The sequence below is a fragment of the Diaphorobacter sp. ED-3 genome (genome assembly GCF_027625375.1).
Taxonomy (GTDB): domain Bacteria; phylum Pseudomonadota; class Gammaproteobacteria; order Burkholderiales; family Burkholderiaceae_C; genus Diaphorobacter; species Diaphorobacter nitroreducens.
The window spans coordinates 314,662-332,957 of record NZ_CP115182.1 but is presented as its reverse complement, the minus strand read 5'-3'; the positions used below and the strand labels follow the sequence as shown (position 1 = coordinate 332,957).

19 protein-coding genes are annotated in these 18,296 nt (G+C 70.3%); 14 read left to right on the top strand and 5 right to left on the bottom strand.

Going from position 1 to position 18,296, the window contains the following annotated elements; genetic code table 11:
• Window positions 1-29 precede the first annotated feature (29 nt).
• Together PCQ86_RS01595 and PCQ86_RS01590 are read left to right on the top strand one after the other, a co-directional pair.
• Entirely contained in the window at window positions 30-731 is a 702-nt protein-coding gene (locus tag PCQ86_RS01595) for a GntR family transcriptional regulator (protein ID WP_270174722.1), read from the top strand.
• Between the two features lie 202 nt (window positions 732-933).
• Window positions 934-1,572: an MBL fold metallo-hydrolase gene (locus tag PCQ86_RS01590; RefSeq protein WP_270174721.1), complete on the top strand. Its 639-nt coding sequence runs from the start codon at window positions 934-936 to the stop codon at window positions 1,570-1,572.
• A gap of 161 nt (window positions 1,573-1,733) precedes the next feature.
• On the opposite strand, the gene PCQ86_RS01585 is transcribed toward PCQ86_RS01590, so the two are convergent.
• On the bottom strand, window positions 1,734-2,639 hold the full coding sequence (locus PCQ86_RS01585; protein ID WP_270174720.1) for a helix-turn-helix transcriptional regulator: 906 nt from the start codon (window positions 2,637-2,639) through the stop codon (window positions 1,734-1,736).
• A gap of 261 nt (window positions 2,640-2,900) precedes the next feature.
• Between PCQ86_RS01585 and PCQ86_RS01580 the strand changes: the two genes are divergently transcribed.
• The 9 genes from PCQ86_RS01580 (at window position 2,901) to PCQ86_RS01540 (ending at window position 11,602) form a co-directional block, all read left to right on the top strand.
• Window positions 2,901-4,046, top strand: coding sequence for an ABC transporter substrate-binding protein (locus PCQ86_RS01580; protein WP_442874506.1), 1,146 nt, complete (start codon window positions 2,901-2,903; stop codon window positions 4,044-4,046).
• On the top strand, window positions 4,043-5,011 hold the full coding sequence (locus PCQ86_RS01575; RefSeq protein WP_270174719.1) for an alpha/beta hydrolase: 969 nt from the start codon (window positions 4,043-4,045) through the stop codon (window positions 5,009-5,011). Before PCQ86_RS01580 ends, PCQ86_RS01575 begins: the two co-directional genes overlap by 4 nt.
• A complete protein-coding gene (locus PCQ86_RS01570) occupies window positions 5,008-6,045 on the top strand; it encodes a FecCD family ABC transporter permease (protein ID WP_088887863.1) in 1,038 nt (345 codons plus the stop codon). Before PCQ86_RS01575 ends, PCQ86_RS01570 begins: the two co-directional genes overlap by 4 nt.
• Complete coding sequence (locus PCQ86_RS01565; RefSeq protein ID WP_270174718.1) at window positions 6,042-6,851, top strand: ABC transporter ATP-binding protein; 810 nt, start codon at window positions 6,042-6,044, stop codon at window positions 6,849-6,851. Before PCQ86_RS01570 ends, PCQ86_RS01565 begins: the two co-directional genes overlap by 4 nt.
• Complete coding sequence (locus tag PCQ86_RS01560) at window positions 6,848-7,156, top strand: DUF2218 domain-containing protein (RefSeq protein WP_270174717.1); 309 nt, start codon at window positions 6,848-6,850, stop codon at window positions 7,154-7,156. The genes PCQ86_RS01565 and PCQ86_RS01560 overlap by 4 nt, the downstream gene beginning before the upstream one ends.
• A 45-nt stretch (window positions 7,157-7,201) precedes the next feature.
• The gene (locus tag PCQ86_RS01555) at window positions 7,202-9,352 is read left to right on the top strand and encodes a TonB-dependent receptor (protein ID WP_270174716.1); all 2,151 of its coding nucleotides are present in this window, start codon (window positions 7,202-7,204) and stop codon (window positions 9,350-9,352) included.
• Window positions 9,353-9,421: 69 nt separating this feature from the next.
• On the top strand, window positions 9,422-9,694 hold the full coding sequence (locus PCQ86_RS01550) for a hypothetical protein (RefSeq protein WP_088887867.1): 273 nt from the start codon (window positions 9,422-9,424) through the stop codon (window positions 9,692-9,694).
• On the top strand, window positions 9,675-9,974 hold the full coding sequence (locus PCQ86_RS01545; protein WP_252101675.1) for a hypothetical protein: 300 nt from the start codon (window positions 9,675-9,677) through the stop codon (window positions 9,972-9,974). Before PCQ86_RS01550 ends, PCQ86_RS01545 begins: the two co-directional genes overlap by 20 nt.
• On the top strand, window positions 9,971-11,602 hold the full coding sequence (locus tag PCQ86_RS01540; protein ID WP_270174715.1) for a PepSY-associated TM helix domain-containing protein: 1,632 nt from the start codon (window positions 9,971-9,973) through the stop codon (window positions 11,600-11,602). The genes PCQ86_RS01545 and PCQ86_RS01540 overlap by 4 nt, the downstream gene beginning before the upstream one ends.
• A 54-nt stretch (window positions 11,603-11,656) precedes the next feature.
• Here the strand turns inward: PCQ86_RS01540 and PCQ86_RS01535 are convergent, their stop codons facing one another.
• From PCQ86_RS01535 to PCQ86_RS01520, 4 genes are all read right to left on the bottom strand, one after another.
• On the bottom strand, window positions 11,657-12,532 hold the full coding sequence (locus PCQ86_RS01535; protein WP_270174714.1) for a M48 family metallopeptidase: 876 nt from the start codon (window positions 12,530-12,532) through the stop codon (window positions 11,657-11,659).
• 84 nt (window positions 12,533-12,616) lie between these two features.
• Window positions 12,617-12,952 carry a hypothetical protein gene (locus PCQ86_RS01530; RefSeq protein ID WP_012655318.1) on the bottom strand — a complete coding sequence of 112 codons (336 nt, stop codon included), beginning with the start codon at window positions 12,950-12,952 and terminating at the stop codon, window positions 12,617-12,619.
• Window positions 12,953-13,066: 114 nt separating this feature from the next.
• Window positions 13,067-13,972 (bottom strand): DMT family transporter, encoded by a 906-nt coding sequence (locus PCQ86_RS01525; RefSeq protein ID WP_270174713.1) that lies wholly within the window; start codon window positions 13,970-13,972, stop codon window positions 13,067-13,069.
• 122 nt (window positions 13,973-14,094) lie between these two features.
• Entirely contained in the window at window positions 14,095-14,772 is a 678-nt protein-coding gene (locus PCQ86_RS01520; protein ID WP_270174712.1) for a helix-turn-helix domain-containing protein, read from the bottom strand.
• A 61-nt stretch (window positions 14,773-14,833) separates the two neighbouring features.
• On the opposite strand from PCQ86_RS01520, the gene PCQ86_RS01515 reads away from it, so the two are divergent.
• The 3 genes from PCQ86_RS01515 to PCQ86_RS01505 all read left to right on the top strand — a co-directional run bounded on the left by PCQ86_RS01515 (window position 14,834) and on the right by PCQ86_RS01505 (window position 18,260).
• Entirely contained in the window at window positions 14,834-16,168 is a 1,335-nt protein-coding gene (locus tag PCQ86_RS01515; protein WP_270174711.1) for an AmpG family muropeptide MFS transporter, read from the top strand.
• A gap of 120 nt (window positions 16,169-16,288) precedes the next feature.
• On the top strand, window positions 16,289-17,005 hold the full coding sequence (locus PCQ86_RS01510) for a response regulator transcription factor (protein ID WP_047350236.1): 717 nt from the start codon (window positions 16,289-16,291) through the stop codon (window positions 17,003-17,005).
• A 28-nt stretch (window positions 17,006-17,033) separates the two neighbouring features.
• A complete protein-coding gene (locus tag PCQ86_RS01505) occupies window positions 17,034-18,260 on the top strand; it encodes an ATP-binding protein (protein WP_270174710.1) in 1,227 nt (408 codons plus the stop codon).
• Window positions 18,261-18,296: the final 36 nt, after the last annotated feature.

Genomic DNA, 18,296 nt, shown 5'->3' with positions numbered 1-18,296 from the left:
ACGTTTGCGCGCAATCTCCTCGCCCGCTCATGCCCTCCATCGCCCCGCCCTTACCCGATTCGCCCGATACCGGGGCCGACGCCCCGCAGAGCGCCGCCGACGCGGTGTTCCACGGCATCGTGCAGGGGCTGGCGCAGCAGCGCTTCGTGCCCGGCCAGCGGCTGGTGGAGGTGGACCTGGCCGCGCAGTTCGGCGTGAGCCGCAACTCGGTGCGCGAGGCGCTCCAGCGCCTGGCGGCCCAGGGACTGGTGGACCTGTTTCGCAACAAGGGGGCTGCCATACGCACTCTCTCGCCCCAGGAAACGCTGGAGGTGCTGGACGTGGCCGAGCGCATGACCGGCCTGCTCGCGCGCAGCGCGGCGCGCGGCATCGCCCACGGTGCACCCACAGCGCCCATCCAGGCAGCCCTGGCGCAGCTGCATGAGGCCGACCGCAGCCAGGACGCCGACGCCTTCGCCAGCGCGCGCCGCGGCATGTACCGCGCGCTGCTGGCCGCCAGCGGCAGCCGCGAGCTACGCCGCCTGCTGCCCTCCATCCACATGCCGATCGTGTACGCACAGCACCGCCCCGCCACGCTGCAGCAGGTGCGCATGCGCGACTACCAGGCGATGTGCGACGCCGTCCTGGCGGGCGACGCCGCCGCGGCCGACGCAGCCGGCATGCAGCACGTGCGCAACGTGCGCGAGGCCATTGCGCGCCGCCTGGGCGCGGTGGGACTGGCCGCCGACTGAAGCGGCCACCTCCCGCTCCCACCATCAAGCGGGCCGGTAGCAGGCAGCGGCAGCCCGCGCCCCGACAGAGATGCGCGCCACGTGCGGGACTTGTTCATCGGTGCTTTAAGCACCGCGCGCCGTCCCAACCACAAGCAAGTGTGCCCCGCTTTGTGCGGGGCACTTTTTGTTGACCCCAGCGGCATGCCGCGACAATGGACGGATGCTTCACTACCGCACCCTCCCCGTCACCGCGTTCCAGCAAAACAGCTCCATCGTCTGGTGCGATGAAACGATGGACGCCGCGGTCATCGACCCCGGGGGCGACCTGGATGCCCTGGTGGCAGAAGTGCAGCGTCTGGGCCTGCAACTGAAGGCCATCTGGCTTACGCACGCGCACATCGACCACGCCGGTGGTACGGGCGAGTTGGCCGAGCGGCTGTCCCTGCCCATCATCGGACCGCATACGGGCGACCAGTACTGGATCGATGCTTTGCCGCAGCAAAGCGCCATGTTCGGCTTTCCGCCCGCGCGGCAGTTCACGCCCACGCGCTGGCTGCAGGACGGCGACACGGTCACCATCGGCCGCGAAACATTGCACGTGCGCCACTGCCCCGGCCACACGCCCGGCCACGTGGTGTTCCATGCACCGCAGATCGACCGCGCCTTCGTGGGCGACGTGTTGTTCGCGGGCAGCATCGGCCGCACGGACTTTCCTGGCGGCAACCACCAGCAACTGATCGACAGCATCACCCAGCGCCTGTGGCCCATGGGCGACCAGACGGTGTTCATCCCTGGGCACGGGCCGGAGAGCACCTTCGGGCGCGAGCGCCGCAGCAATCCTTATGTGGGCAATACGTGATTTGGCTATCTATTTTGTAGCTGATAGCGCTTTCCCAATAAGCTTTGCAAGCACTTGTGACTCATAGTTAACCTGCTCCTTGGCGTCGAGCGGCCCGCTGGATCTACGGACCTCCACCAGCGGCGCCAAGCAGGCGCTGGTGTCGTGATGGCGCCCGTTGGCTACACCCGCGAACGGGCCAGCTTAGGAGGGTGGCCAAAGCGCCGCCGGTACGCGGTGGCGAAGTTGGCCGCACTGGTGTAGCCCGCCACCCCCGCCGCCTGCCCCACGGTGAGACCCTCATGCTCCAGCGCATGGCGTGCGCGCTGCAGGCGGCAATCGCGCAGATGGTCGAACACGGTGGTGCCGTAGACGGCGCGGAACTGTCGCTGCAGCGTGTTGGCGTTCACGCCCGCGTGGCGCGCAATCTCGTCGAGCGACAGGCCGTCGGCCTGGCCCGAGCCCAGGAATGCATGCAGTTCGCGCAGGCGCTGGTGTTCGCGCGGACGCAGCGCGGCCGGTGCAGGCGCCGGCGGTGCAGTGGGGTGCTGATGGAGCGTGCCCAGCGCCTCGCCCGCCAGTTCCAGCGCGCGGCTCTCCAGGTAGATGCTCTGCAACAGCGGCTCCAACTGCGGCGGATGCACGATCTGCTCGGCGATCGCCACGGCGCGCGGGGACACCTGCCAGGGCCGCATCTCGAGATGCCGGTGCATGAAGTCGTCCAGCACGCCTGGAAACGCGCCGCATTGCGCCAGCCAGTTATGCCCCAGGCCCAGATTGACCCGGCGCGAATACACGCCCCGTCGCGTGCGGCGCGTGAGCTGCTCCTGCTCGGCCACCGCTACCAGCACGGCGCTGGCCCCGCCGCGTGCGCTGGCCAGCGCCACGCGTTGGGCGCCATAGGAGACATCCACCGCGCCTTCGAGCAGCAGCACGATGCGCAGACCCGCTTCGATCTCGGCCTGCACAGTGAGATCCCCCGCCTCCGGCGCATCCTCCCAGTGCAGCAGCAGGCCTGGCCGCAACTCGCGCAGGCGCGCCAGGTGATCGCGCAGCGCAGGCTCGGCGGGCGGATTGCCAGGCGTCACAACGCAGCAAGGGGAGGCGCTGGCGGACGGTGAGCATGGGAAATGGCCGTGCATGGCGAACTGCGAGCCTCGAAGGAAAAAGACGACGGTAAAGCGCAACGAACCCCAGGGCACGCAAACATCTTTGTTGGCGCGACAAACAAAGGCAACGGCGGCATGTGGGATGCTAGCAGCCGCAATTAGGCAATGCAAATCATTCTCAATAAAATTAGCGATTCGCAACCCGCAGCACTGCTGATCGCTGCCTTGGATCTCCGCAACATGCCTTCCCCTTTCCGCTGCCTGCGCTGGATGCTCACCAGCGCATTGATTTCGCTGTGCGCTCTCTTCGCGGCCCATGCTCAGAGCACCTTGACGGTGACCGACCTTGCGGGCCGCACGGTGCGCATACCCGCCAAGGTCGAGCGCATTCTGCTCGGCGAAGGGCGCCTGCTGCCAGCACTGGCCGTATTCGACAAGGACGATCCCCTGCGTCGGCTGGTCGGCATGATGGGGGAGTTCGAGAAGCTTGACGAGGCCGGCTACGCGCAATGGAAGCGCCGCTTCCCGCAGATCGACCAGGTACCCCGCGTGGGCCGCACGAGCAGCGGCAGTTTCAGCGACGAGCAAGCCATCGCGCTGCGGCCGCAGGTGGCGATCTTGGGGCTCGCGGGCGGCCACGGCCCCAGCGAGCGCGACCGCGAGACCCTGGCGCGCCTGGAAGCCGCGGGTATCGCGGTGGTGTTCATCGACCTGCGTCACGAGCCCCTTGCCAACACACCACGCAGCATGCTGCTGCTGGGCGAAGTGCTGGGCAACAAGCGCGAGGCCGAAGCGTTCGTGCAATTCTGGCGCACACAGCTCGCGGTGGTCACCGACCGCCTCGCCCAGGCACGTCCCACTGCCCCCACGGTGTTCCTGGAAAACCGCGTGGGCCTGTCCGAAGGCTGCTGCGACACCATGGTGGGCCTGGTCGGCAAGCTGCTGGACGCGACCGGCGCACACAACGTAGCCCGCGGACTGGTGCCGGGAGAATTCGGCACGTTGAACCCCGAGTTCCTGATCGCGCGACAGCCGCGCGTGTACATCGGCACGGGCATCGGCACGTTGGCCGCGGCCCGGCAAACGCCGCTGCGCGTCGTACTCGGCGCCGACGCCACGCCCGAGGCAGCGCGTGCCTCGCTCGCGCGCGCAGTGCAGCGCCGCGGCATCGCGCAGTTGCAGGCCGTCCGGGAAGGCCGCGCTTACGCCATGTGGCACCACTTCTACAACTCGCCGTTCAACGTGGTGGCCGTGCAGGTGTTCGCCCAGTGGCTGCACCCCACGCTGTTCGCCGACCTCGACCCGCGTGCCACGCTGCAGACGATGTACGCGCGTTTCCAGCCGATTGCACTGGAAGGCGTCTACTGGACGGAGCTCACGCCATGAGCCTTGCCGCGCAGCTCCCAGAAACGCACGCCACAGCCCCGGGCGCAAGTGCGTCCGTCTCGCCCACCTACACCCGCCGCACCCTGCTGGGCCTGGGCGCCCTGTCGGTCCTACCCGGCTGCGCACGGCTGACGCTGGAGCAGGCGCCCCCCGTCGCGCTGCCGGGCACGCGCCGCATCGACGTCGCCTCCGGCGGCCATACGCACCGCATCATGCTGGCGGTGCCGCCTGCGGCTGCGCCCCCGCAGGGTTGGCCCGTGCTCTACGTGCTGGATGGCGACCTGGTGTTCGCGCTTGCCGCGCAACTCATGCGCAATCGCTTCGCGCGCGGCCCCGGCACCCCGGCGCAGGGCGCCGTGGTGGTGGGCCTGGGTTATGCCGGCGACCGGGTGCTGGACCTGGACGCGCGCACCTACGACTACACGCCATCCGCACCCGGCCCTGCCACGGACGGGCGCGGGCGCCGCGAGGGCGGAGCCGACACCTTCCTCGATTTCATCCACGCCACGGTGCGTCCGCAGGTGGAGCGGGCCGTGCGCACTGACATGGCACGGCAGACCCTCTTCGGCCATTCCTATGGTGGCCTGTGCGTGTTGCACGCGCTGTTCACACGGCCCGGTGGCTTTCAGAACTACGTGGCCGCAAGCCCGTCCGTGTGGTGGCGCGACGGCTTCATCCTGCAGGAACAGGCAGGCTTTCGCGCCGCACGCCGCGGCGATGCGGCCCCTGTGCGCCTGCTCGTCACCCTGGGCGAGCGCGAGGCACAGCGGCCCGCCGACCCCGCCCGCGCCGCCATCGCACGCGAGCGGCGCAGCGCCGAGCACCTGCACACGCTGCTCGACGGCCTGCGCGGTACGCCGGGACTGGACTGGCGCTTCCTGTCTTTCCCCGGCGCCGGCCATGGGGACAGCATGGCGCCCGCCGTGCAGCAGGCGCTGGCGCTCGCCATCGGAGACGGCGCATGACCGCGCTGGCCGCGCGCTATCGCCGCTTTGCCGCGCTGCGCCTGTGGCTGCTGGCCGCCATGGCCGTGGTGCTCTGCCTCACGCTCGCGCTCGATCTCGCCACCGGCCCTTCCGGCCTGCCGTTCACCGACGTAGCGGCCGGGCTGCTGCAACCCGGCAGCCTGTCCCTGGAGCAGCGCGTAATCCTCTGGGAGGTGCGCCTGCCCTACGCGGTGATGGCATTGCTAGTGGGCGCGTCCCTGGGCCTGGCGGGCGCTGAGATGCAGACCGCACTCAACAACCCGCTGGCCAGCCCCTTCACGCTGGGCCTGTCGGCAGCAGCGGCCGTCGGCGCATCCATCGCCGTCGTGGGCGGCTTCACACTCATGGCCTTCGGCGAGAACCTGGCCGTCCCGCTCTCGGCCTTCGTCTGCGCGGCGGCGGCCACGCTGCTGATCCAGCTGCTCGCGTGGCGCTACGGCGCCACGGTGGACACGGTGGTGCTGTTCGGCATCGCACTGCTGTTCAGCTTCGAGGCACTGCTGTGGCTCATGCAGTTCATCGCCGACAGCAATGCGCTGCAGCAGATCGTTTTCTGGACCATGGGCAGTCTCGCGCGCGCCACCTGGAACAAGATCGCCCTCGTGGCCGCCGTGCTGTTGCTGTGCGCGGTCTGGTCCGCCAGGAATGCCTGGCCGCTCACCGCGCTGCGCGCTGGCGAGGACCAGGCCCGCAGCTTCGGCATCGCGGTCGAGCGGCTGCGCCTCATCACGTTGTTGCGCGTGAGCCTGCTCGCAGCCACGGCGCTCTCGTTCGTGGGAACGATTGGCTTCGTGGGCCTGGTGGGGCCGCACATCGCGCGGTTGCTGCTGGGCGAGGACCACCGCTACTACCTGCCGGGGGCTGCACTTGCGGGCGCGCTCATGCTCTCGGGCGCCTCCATCCTCAGCAAGGTGCTGGTGCCCGGCGTGGTCCTGCCCATCGGCATCATCACCGCGCTGGTGGGCGTGCCCATGTTCCTGGCCCTGGTGCTGGGCCGCCGGAGGGGCGCATGAGCGCGGGGCTGGAGCTGCGCCGCCTGAGCGTGGGCTACCCGCGCCGGCCCGTATTCGAAGGGCTGGACCTGGAATGCGTCGCCCCAGGCGCGCTCGTGGCGCTCGTCGGCCCGAACGCCGTGGGCAAGTCCACGCTGCTCAAGGCGATCGCCGGGCTGCGGCCGGCACGCGGGCAGGTGCTGCTGGACGGCACCGACCTCGCCACCCTGCCCCCGCGCGCACGCCTGCGCCGCGTGGGCTACCTGCCCCAGGCACTGCCCCAGGCCACCTCGCTCGTGGCCTACGAGGCCATGCTGAGCGCGCTGCGCGCGAGCCGCCCCGAACTGGGCCGCGAACCAGCCGAGGCCGCCATCGCCGGCGTGTTCGCCGCTCTGGAACTCGATGCGCTGGCCCTGCGCCCCCTGGCCGAACTCTCCGGCGGGCAGCGTCAGATGGTCGGTCTGGCCCAGGTGCTGGTGCGTGCGCCGCGCCTGATGCTGCTGGACGAGCCCACCAGCGCGCTCGACCTGCGTTGGCAACTAAGGGTGCTGCACGCCGTGCGCGCCCTGGTTGCCGAAGGGCGAACGCTCGCCGTGATCGCAGTGCACGACCTGAACCTGGCCTTGCGTTTTTGCGACCACATCGTGGTGCTGGGCCAGGGCCACCCGCACAACCGCCTCCTCGCCGCCGGCCGCCCGGCCGAGGTCCTCACGCCCCCGCTGCTGCAAGCCGCCTACGGCGTGCGCGCGCGCGTGGAACGCTGCAGCCTGGGCCACCCCCTGGTGCTGGCCGACGAAGCGATCTCCCCCACACACGACGTCCCATGATCCACGCCCGCGGCCATGTGCGCACCCCCGAGGCCAGCCGCTGGCTGCAGCGCCTGTGCCACCACTTCAGTCGAAAGATCGCCGTGCGCTATGACGAGCACGAGGGCCACGCCGAATTCCCCTGGGGCCTGTGCGACATGCGCGCCGACGACACCGCGCTGCACTTCGCGTGCCGCGCGCAGGACGCGCAGCAGCTGGCGCGCGTGCGCTTCGCCATCGACGAGCACGTGAAGCTGTTCTCGCGCAAGCACCCGCTGGCGGTGCAGTGGCATGCATGCGCACCCGCTGCGGACGGCGCGCAGTAGCTCCCTTTCTCCGGACACCGTTTTTTTGTGCTTGAGGATAGAACCATGCAGAACCCTTCGATCCGCCAACCGCGGCTCCATTCCATCGCGCTGGCGCTGCTGGCAACCGGCGCCGGCTCGGCGGCCCTGGCCCAGACGGCCGCGCCCGCCGCGGGCGAGGCAGCCGCCCTGCCGCAGGTCACCGTGCGCAGCAAGTACGAGCGCGAGGACCTGCCCGTGCGCGCGCCCGGCCACAAGGCCGCCTCGGGCGCGCGCCTGGGCATTCTGGGCGCTACCTCCATCATGGAGGCGCCCGTGCACGTCAACGCCTACACCCGCGAACTCGCCGAGGACTGGTCGGCCCTCACGTTGCAGGACGTGCTGGAGAACGATGCGGCCGTGGTCTTCACCACCAACAAGAACCACATGCTGCAGAACTTCAACCTGCGCGGCCTGGACATGAACGCGATGGACATCGCCACCAACGGCCTGTACGGCATCGCGCCGGCCAACTCGGTGCCGATCGAGATGTTCGAGCGCGTGGAGGTACTGCGCGGCCCGAACGTGCTGCTCTCCGGCATGCCGCCCCTGTCCAGCGTGGCAGGCACCGTGAACATGGTGACCAAGCGTGCGCTGGCCCAACCCATTGCGGACCTGACGCTGACTTATGGCACGCACTCCTACTTCCAGGCCCACGCCGACGTGGGCAAACGCTTCGGTGATGAAAAGCGCCTGGGCGTGCGCTTCAATGGTGTTTACGGCGATGGCGAGATGGGCGCCAAGGACGAGAGCCAGACCCGCCGCGTCGGCGCGCTGGGACTGGACTACCTGGGCGACCGCTCCCGCTTCTCGCTGGACCTGTACAACAGTGTCAACAAGATCGACAACGGCAGCCCCGGCATCTTCAACTTCCTGGGCAATGCGTCGATCCGCGGCGTCGGCTACCTGCTGGAGGCGCCCTCCGGTGACACCAACATGTTCCGTGGCACCCATGGCAAGTACGACAACAGCGGCGCGCTGGCCCGCGCGGAGTTCGACTTCACACAGGACTGGCAGGGTTACTTCGCGCTGGGCGGCTCCGAAGCCGAGGGCAAGGGCTTGCTGTTCGGCACCCGCGCCTTCGTCACCGGCGCGGACGGCACCACACGCGGCGCGATCTACCGCGTGCACACCCAGTCCGAGCGCCGCACGGCCGAGGCCGGGGTGATCGGCAAGTTCGAGACGGGCGCTGTCCGCCACCGCTTGCAGTTGTCCGCCAATCTCCTCAAGCACAAGGAAGGGAGCGTGAACACGGCCTGCAACTACTGCTACACCACGAACATGTACGAGCCGGTGGTGCCCAACTTCCCGGCGGCGCCGGTGTGGAAGGGCTACACCACCGAGACCGAGTTCCGCTCGCTGGCCGTGGCCGACACCCTCGCCTTCGCCGGCGAGAAGGTGCTGCTGACCGTGGGCGGGCGCCACCAGACGGTGAAGACGCCGCTGGTGAACGGCGTGGCCAGCGACTACAGCAAGAGCCGCTTCTCGCCCATGGTGGCCGCCGTCGTGCGCCCCTGGGGTGACGATATTGCCCTGTTCGGCAACTACACCGAGGGGCTGGAGCCCGGCCAGACCGTGGGCGTGGGCTATGCCAACGCGGGCGAATCGCTCGCCCCTCGCGTCACCAAGCAGGCGGAGCTCGGCGTGAAGCTGCAAACGGGTGCGCTGACGCACACCTTCAGCGCCTACCAGATCAAGCGCCCCTCGTTCACCGGCGTTGCCCCCGCCGCCCTGGTGGAGGACGGCGAGCAGCGCCTGCGCGGTCTGGAGTGGAGCCTGTACGGCATGCTGACCGAGAACCTGTCGCTGCTGGGCGGTATCACGCGCATCGAGTCCGAGCAGCGCAACACCGGCCGGGAAACCTTTGGCGTGCCGGAATGGCGGCTGCGCATCGGCGCCGACTGGCAGACCCCTGTGCAGGGCCTGAAGGTGGGGGGCCGCGTGATCCACACCGGCTCACAATGGGCCGACTCCGGCAACCGCATCCGCGTACCGTCGTGGAACCGCCTGGACCTGAACGCCAGCTACGCCGCCACTTTCGGCGCCACCCCCGTGCGCTTCAACGCCAGCGTGGAGAACGTGACCGACAAGAACTACTGGATCGGCACGTTCGGCGATGGCTTCGTGATGCCTGGCGCACCACGCACCTTCAAGGTGTCCGCAACGGTCTCGTTCTGACGAGGCTCAGCGCGCCCCGCCGGCCGCATGCATGCGGCCAGGACCGCTGCCCAATGCCCGACGCACGCCATGCCCGTCTTCACCCTCCTCGGCCTGGCCACCAGCACGCTGGCCTGCCTGTGCCTCTACGCGGCCTCGCCCCACCAGCGCCTGTGGGCGGCGCCCTGGCCTCGCCGGCCCGCACGCATCGCGGGCGCGGCGCTGCTGCTGCTCGCCTGGCTGGCGCTGGTGCAGGACCTGCACCGCCTGGCCGCCGCCTTCGTCCTGGGCACCACGCTGATGCTGGCGCTCGCCGTACTGCCCTATGCAGGAGCACTGATCCATGCCCGCCGCACGCCATGACCCCATCCGGCCCGACTGGGTCTCCAAAACCCTGGCCGGCTTGGTGCTGGGCCTTTGCCTGGCCCTCACCGCCTCAGCCCTGCTGATGACGCAACTGCGCGGCATGCCGCTTGCGGTGGGCGGGCAGCTCGCCATGTGGCTGGTGCCCCCGGTGTGGCTGGGCGTGCTGTCCGGCGTGTATTTCTTCAGAAGCGGCCGGCACGCCTGGGCCTGGCTGCTGGGCGCCAATGCCGTGGGCCTGGGCCTGTGGTGGCTGTTGCGGCAAGGGGGTGCGGCATGAGGGCCGACCACGTTCGCATCTACAAGTCCGTTCATACCTGGACGGGCATCCTGAGCGGCCTGGCGCTGTTCATCGCGTTCTACGCCGGGGCGCTCACGGTGTTCAAGGAGCCCTTGCGCCAATGGTCCACGCCGCCCGCGGCCGGCATACAGCCCGTGCCGATGGACGAGGCACAGCCGCTCATCGCGCAAGCCCTGGCCACCGTGCCCCCCTCCGTGCGCGCCACGGTGCTCACGCTGCGGGGCGATGGCGCTATTCCGCGCCTGGAATGGCAGGTACGCGCGCCCGGCGCCGACGACCACGACGAGGGCGCCGCCCGCCACTACTCCGCCACGCTGGGCGCGGACGGCAGCGTGCAGGTGCGCGAACAACCGCCATCACGGCTGGTGGAGTTCATCGACGTGCTGCACCGCGTCGTCGGACTGCCCGTGGATTCGGACCCGAACCGCTGGGTCATGGGGGCGGTCTCGGCGCTGTACTTCGTGGCGCTGGTCTCCGGCGTCGTGGTGCTGCTGCCCTCGCTGGCCAAGGATTTCTTCGCACTGCGCGTGGGCAAGAACACCAAGCGCATGTGGCTGGACGCGCACAACGTGGTGGGCATCGTCAGCCTGCCGTTTCACATGGTCATGGCACTGAGCGCCGTGGTGTTCGCCTACCACGACCAGATCTATGCCCTGCAGGACGGGCTGCTGCATCAGGGCCGGTGGTCGCAGTCCTCCGCCAGGCCCCCGGCGCTGCCCGGCGCCGCGTCCGCGCGCGACCCCGCCGACATGCTCCTGCCATCGCAGCTCGTGCGTATCGCCAGGCAAGCGGCGCCGGGCTTCGAGCCCACCGCCCTGCACTACGCGCAAGTGACGGGCCCGCGGCCCCTGGTGCGTGTGTGGGGCAAACACCCCCAGGACATCGCGCCGCGCGCCATGGGCGGGTTTGCCGCGATCGATCCGTACAGCGGCAAGCTCCTGTCGGCCGACTACCTCCCGGGCGCGCAGAGTACGCCCAACCTGCTCATCAGCAGCTTCTTTGCGCTGCACATGGCCTCGTTCGGTGGCACGGCCGTGCTGTGGCTGTACTTCCTGCTGGGGCTGACGGGCGCATGGCTGTTCTACAGCGGCAATCTGCTGTGGGTCGAGACACGGCGCAAGGCCCAGCGCAAGGGCGTGGGCACCGGCGGCGCCCTGCCCGAGCAGCGGCGCGACACGGCCCTGATGGCCGCCGCCACGGTGGGCGTGTGCATCGGCTGCGTGGCCGGCCTGTCGCTGACCCTGGCCGCGGCCAAGTGGCTGCCGGGGCGCGTGCAGGACATGGCCGCCTGGCACGTGGGCATTTATTACGCGGTGTTTTTCGCCAGCGTGGTCTGGGCCTTCTTTCGTGGCGCGGCGCGCGCGGCCGCGCCGCTGCTGTGGCTGGCGGTGGCCTGCACGCTGGCCATCCCCGCCTCCAGCCTGTTGGGCTGGTTGGCACCAGGCGCCGGTGCCTGGGCGGATGGCGCGCTGCTGGGCGTGGACCTCACTGCGCTCGCGGGGGCACTGGCGCTGGCGTGGATGGCGCGCGCCACGGCGCGGCGCGTGCGCAGCGGGCCAAGAGACAGCGTCTGGTCCGCGCCCGTGCGCAGGAAAGAATCCGAATAAAAACAAGCTCCAGCGCTTATTCCATAAGCGCTAACAGCTATATTTTCAATAGCATTACCCGCGTCGCGATGCCTGGTACAGCCCCTGCACCTTGGGCACGTTCTGCTCCAGCTCGCGGATACGGTCGGGCCCCGACGGGTGGGTGGACAGGAACGCGATGCCGCCGTTGCCCGTGGCCTCGCCCATCTTGCGCCACAGGCTCACGGCGGCCTGGGGGTTGTAGCCCGCGCGGGCGGCCAGCTCCAGGCCGACCAGGTCCGCGTCGGTCTCGTCGGAGCGGCTGAACTTGAGCGTGAGCAGCTGCGTCCCCAGGTTGGCGGCTGCATTGCCCAGGTCGCCCAGGCCCAGCAGCTGCGCGCCCAGCGACAGGCCGATGCTGGTGGCCTGGCTCTTGGCCAAGCGCGAGCGCGCATGCTCGCGCAGCGCGTGGGCCATCTCATGGCCCATGACCATGGCGATCTCGTCGTCGGTCAGCTTGAGCTGGTCCAGGATGCCCGTGTAGAACGCGATCTTGCCGCCGGGCATGCAGAAGGCGTTGATCTGCTTGCTGCCGATCAGGTTAACCTCCCAGCGCCACTGCGCGGCGCGGCTGTTCCACTGCGCGGCGTACGGAATGATCTGCCGCGCGATCGCGCGCAGCTTGAGCAGCTGGGGGTGGTTGTCCGGCGCCAGTGCGCGCTTGGCCTTGGCCTGCGCCAGCAACTGGCTGTACTGCTGGACAGCGGAGTCTTCCAGCGCCTCGGCCGGCACCAGCCGGCGCATGCCCGAGGCCGACCCCACCTCCACCTGCGCCGCGGCCGGCAGCACGAGCGTGCCAGCCGCCGTCAGCACGAAGGCGCGGCGCGCCTGCCAGGTGCCGCCTCGCGCGGCGCAGCAACGGCAGCCCGCATCCACGGGCAACGGGGGCACAGAGACGGTGGGGCTGTTCATGGGCAGCAGTCTAGCGGCGCGCGTCACCGCCTGCATGTAGGCGGGCAGGCACTGCGCCACGACGGCAGCGGGAACATGCGCGATTCAATCGTCGTTGTCTTCCCATTCGCGGCGCCAGCGCTTGTATGCCTTCTTCTGCTCCTTGTGATGGCGTTTGCGCCACTTCTTCCATTCGTCGTGGTCATCGTCATCGTCGCGCCAGTGGGGCGCGTACACGGGCTGTGGCACGACCATCACTGGGCGCGGCGCATAGACGGGGCGGGGCACGACGTAGGCGGGTGGCGGCGCCACATACACCGGGGCCGGCTCGGCATAGATGGGGCCAGGAAGGCCGATGCCCACGCTCACGTTCACTTCGGCTTGGGCACAGGCGGCCGCCAGGCCCAGGAGGGCCGCGACCGCGCGCTGGCGATGGTTCATAGGTTGTCCTTTGCGCACTGGCCGGCGCGGATGCGCCGGCCCTGGCCTTTCAGCAACGGCAGCCCGCCCGGCCAGGTTGACCGCCGGCTGTAACAAACGCCAGCAAGTGCAAGCTCAGGCAGCGGCGGCGCCCGCAGCAGGCCGGGTTGTGCGCAGTTCCGCCCAGATCACCAACAACAGGCCCGCCAGCACCGCCGCCAGCCCGCCATAGGCCATGGCGGAAGGTGACTCGCCCACCACCGCCACGGCCAGCGCAAAGGCGGTCACCGGCTCGGCCAGCGCCAGCGTCACGCCGGTGGCACCGCTGATGTGGCGCAGCGCCGTGCTGAACAGCAGGTAGGCCACGCCCGTGGCCACCAGGCCCAGGTACAGCACGATGCCCAGCGCGCCCGGCGCCACCGTGGGCGCGCCGCCCAGCAGCAACGCCACGGGCAGCGACAGCAGGCCCGCCATGCCGAACACGGCCAGGTTCACGACGGCCGCGCCGGCCTGCGCCACCAGGCGCTTGTTGGTCAGCGCATACATGGCGTACGCCAGCCCAGCCAGCAGGCACAGGGCGATGCCGGTCCAGGGGGCGCGCACCGTGCTGCCGCCGTCCAGCGCCATGGCAGCGCCGCCCGCCACGCCCAGCAGCGTGCCCAGCCACCATACGGCGGCCGGCAGCCGCCGCTGCGCCACGGTCTGCAGCAGGCCCGCCCAGATCGGGCCGCTGCCGATGGCCAGGGCCGTGCCCAGGGCCACGCCGGCAGACTTCACGCCCGCAAAGAAGCTCAGGTTGTACGTGGCCACGCAGGCGCCCGCCAGCAGCACCGGCCCCCAGCGCAGGCCGCCGCCGCGGCGCGCACGCCAGGCGGGCCAGGCCAGCAGGGCGAAGAAGGCGCTGGCGATCACCAGACGCAAAGCGCCCACCCAGTAGGGCGACAGCCCCGCGGGTGCCAGGCTTTGCGCCGTGCCGGTGGTGCCCCAGAGCATGGCGGCCAGCAGCACCATGGCGATGCTGCGAATCGATGCGGTGTTCATGCCTGCGATGGTGCCCGCACGCCGCAGGGCAACTATCGAGCAACGCGCGTGGTGCCGCGCGCTTTACTTCATTATTGATAGCTGTTTGCGCTGATCCATCAAGCGCTGGAGGCTGTTTTGGCTTATATTCGCAGCGCTCGCGCCCCCAGGCCCCGCTCGCGCCGCAGCGCATAGGCCAGGGCGCTGGCGCTGGCGTAGCCGCAGCGCAGGGCCGTGGCCTCCAGCGACTGGCCGCGTGCCAGGGCGCGCTCGGCCAGGTCCAGCCGCCGCGCGCGCAGCCACTGCTGGGGCGTGTCGCCCGTCAGCTCCAGCAGCCGCGCGTGAAAGCGCGCCGCGCTCAGGTGGAACAGCCGCGCCATGCGGGCGGTGGGCCAGTCCTCGTGCAGGGCCGCGTCCACGGCGGCACACAGGGCGGCCAGGTCCAGCCCGCGGCGCGCCAGCACGCGCGGGGCCTGCAGCAGCAGCGCCAGGCGCGCGGCCGCGCCGCCGGGCTCGGGCACGGTGCGCGCCGCCGCGGGCACGGCGAAGCGGCGCACACAGTCCAACGCGGCCTGCGCCGGCACGTCGATCACCAGGATGCGCGTGTCCGGGCGGGCCAGGTAGCCATGCTCGGTGCCCGCAGGCACCACCATGCCGCAGGCCGTGTCCACGAAGGCGGCGCGGCCGGCCACCTCCAGCTCCATGCGCCCGTGCAGCGCATACAGCACCTGCGCATGGGCGTGCGCATGGGCCTGGTGCTCGCCACCATAGTGGCGCACCGAAGCGACGGGGTGCAGCAACGCGGATGCGGAACGGGCCATGCTCAAATACTAGGGCAACGCCGCACTCGCTTTTTCACGACCGCGCCTCTTTTCCGCATCCATGCCGCCTGACGCCCCCGCATCCGCCGCCGCCCGCCGCTCCTGGCGCCAGGCCTGGCTCGTCTACCTGGAGCCCGCGAGCCTGCGCATGCTGGCCCTGGGCTTTTCAGCCGGGCTGCCGCTGCTGCTGGTACTGGGCACGCTGAGCTTTCGGCTGCGCGAGGCGGGCATCGACCGCACGACCATCGGCTACCTGTCGTGGGTGGGGCTGGCCTATGCGTTCAAGTGGGTCTGGTCGCCGCTGGTGGACCGCCTGCCGCTGCCGCTGCTCACGCGCTGGCTGGGGCGGCGGCGCAGCTGGCTGCTGCTGGCGCAAGGTGTGGTGGCCGCGGGCCTCGTCGGTATGGCGCTGGCCGACCCGCGCCAGGGGCTGGACGCCATAGTGTGGTGCGCACTGCTGGTGGCCATTGGCTCGGCTACGCAGGACATTGCGCTGGATGCGTTCCGCATCGAGTCCGCCGACACCGACCACCAGGCCGCGCTGGCCGCCACTTACCAGACGGGCTACCGCCTGGCCATGATCTGGGCCGGCGCGGGCGTGCTGTGGGTGGCTGCACGCGCGGAGGACGCCAGCCTGAGCGGCTACCAGGCCGGCGCCTGGACCACGGCCTACCTCGTCATGGCCGCATCCATGCTGGTGGGCGTGATGACGGTGCTGCTGTCGCCCGAGCCCACGCCGCGCCCACTGCCGCCCGCGCGCAACCTGGGCGAGTGGCTGCATGGCGCGGTGGTGGCGCCGTTTGCCGACTTCATCCGGCGCTACCGCTGGCAGGCGGCGCTGATCCTCGCGCTGATCGCCGTGTACCGCATCAGCGACGTGGTCATGGGCATCATGGCCAACCCGTTCTACGTGGACATGGGCTACACCAAGGACGAGGTGGCCGCCGTGACCAAGGTCTTCGGCGTGGTGATGACGCTGGCCGGCGCCTTCGTGGGCGGCGTGCTGTCCATGCGCCTGGGCGTGATGCGCGTGCTGATGCTGGGCGCGGTGCTCTCGGCGCTGTCCAACCTGCTGTTCGCCTGGCTGGGCCAGCGCGGGCACGACCTCACGGGCCTGGTGCTGGTGGTCTCGGCCGACAACCTCGCGGGCGGCATCGCCTCGGCCGCGTTCATCGCCTATCTGTCCAGCCTGACCAACGTGCAGTATTCGGCCACGCAGTACGCGCTGTTCAGCTCCATGATGCTGTTGCTGCCCAAATGGCTCGCGGGCTTCTCCGGCCAGTTCGTGGACGCGCAGGGCTACAGCGCGTTCTTCACAGGCACGGCCCTGCTGGGCCTGCCGGTGCTGCTGCTGGTGGCGCTGGCATCCAGAGCCCAATCAGCCTCCAGCGCTTGAGGGACAAGCGCTGGCAGCTATCAAAACGATACCTACACCGGTTTACCTAACTTTACCCGGCCGACAACCCTGCGAGATGCCGCGCGGGGAACATGGCAGTCCAGAAAGGCCCACCCACCCATGAGTTCGCAACTGCTGATGATCGAAGACGACCACCGCCTCGCGCAGATGGTGGGCGAGTACCTCGGCCAGTCCGGATTGCAGGTCACGCACATGGCCGACGGCGCCAGCGGCCTGGCGCGGCTGCAGGCGCCCGAGGGCGGCCAGCTGCCCGACCTGGTGATCCTGGACCTGATGCTGCCCGACATCGACGGCCTGGAGGTGTGCCGGCGCATCCGCGCGCTGCCGGGCGCCGCCGCCCAGGTGCCAGTGCTGATGCTCACAGCCAAGGGCGACCCCATGGACCGCGTGATCGGCCTGGAGATCGGCGCCGACGACTACCTGCCCAAGCCCTTCGAGCCGCGCGAGCTGCTGGCGCGCATCCGTGCCATCCTGCGCCGGCGTGAAAGCGGTGCCCAGCCGGCCACGCAGGTGCTGCGCTTCGGCTCGCTGGAGATCGACCGCGATGCGCGCACGGTGAGCGTGCACGGCCAGCCGGCGGAGCTGACCTCTTACCAGTTCGACCTGCTGGTGACCATGGCCGAGCGCGCGGGCCGCGTGCTCACGCGCGACCAGATCATGGAGGCCGTGCGCGGGCGCGAGCTGGAGGCGTTCGACCGCTCCATCGACGTGCACATGGGCCGCATCCGCGCGGCCATCGAGGCCGACCCCAAGAACCCGCGCCGCATTCTCACCGTGCGCGGTGTGGGCTATGTCTTCGCCAAGCAGCAGGACTGACCTGCCTCTTTTGAAAAGCCCCGCACGCATGTCCCTCATCAGCCCCTTCTCCCGCCGCCTGTACCTGCGCATCTGGCTGGCCGTGGTCGGGGGCGTGCTGGTGTTCGCCTTCGCCGTGGGCATGGCCTGGCGCTGGGCGGCCGAGCAGAACCAGCAGCAGCCGCCCTCGCGCGAGATCCGCATCACGGACGCCGCGGGCCGCACGCTGGTGGATGGCGTGGGCCTGCGCCAGCGGCGCGACCCCAGCGAAGGCGTGCTCTACCGCATCGAGAGCGCCACAGGTGAGGTGTATGAGATGCACTTGTCTCCGCGCCCGCCCCGCCCGCGCCCCGACGAGCGCGGTCCCGCCGCGTGGTTCCGCCCGCCCTTCGGCTTTCTGTGGATGCTCGCGCTGGTGGGCATTGCCGTGACCGTGGGGGTGTTCCCCATCATCCGGCGGCTGCTGCAGCGGCTGGAGCAGCTGCAGCGCAGCGTGCAGCGCTTTGGCGAGGGCGACTTGTCGGTGCGCGTGGCCGAGCAGGGCCATGACGAGGTGGCGGCGCTGGCGCGCCAGTTCAACGCCGCCGCCGCGCGCATCGAGACGCTGGTGCAGTCGCACAAATCGCTGCTGGCGAATGCCTCGCACGAGTTGCGCTCGCCGCTCACGCGCATCCGCATGGGGCTGGAGCTGATGCAGGGCGGCACGCCCTCCCCTGCATTCCGCGCCGAGATTGAACGCAACATCGCCGAACTGGACCAGTTGGTGGACGAGATCCTGCTGGCCAGCCGCCTGGATTCCGGCGCCGCCGATGTGGGCACGGTCGAGCCCGTGGACCTGGTGGGCCTGGCCGTGGAGGAATGCGTGCGCGTGGACGCCGAACTGCACGTAGGCTCCGGCGATGGTGCAGACGCTATGACAGCCCCCGTCGAGGTGCCGGGCGTGTCCAAGCTGCTGCGCCGCGCCGTGCGCAACCTGCTGGAGAACGCGCGGCGCTACAGCCAGGGCGAGATCACCCTCACCCTCACGCGCGAAGGGTACGACGCCGTGCTGCGCGTGTGCGACCACGGTCCGGGCGTGCCGCCGGAGCAGCGTGAGCGCATCTTCGAGCCCTTCTACCGCCTGCCGGGCGCCAGCGAACGCTCGGGCGGTGTGGGCCTGGGCCTGGCGCTCGTGCGCTCCATCGCGGGGCGCCATGGGGGGAGCGTGGTGTGCGAGGACCGGCCCGATGGCGCGGCAGGCGCCTGCTTCACGCTGCGCCTGCCGGTCACGCGCTGAGCGTCGGCGCACACGCCCTTGCCCCAGCAGGCACAT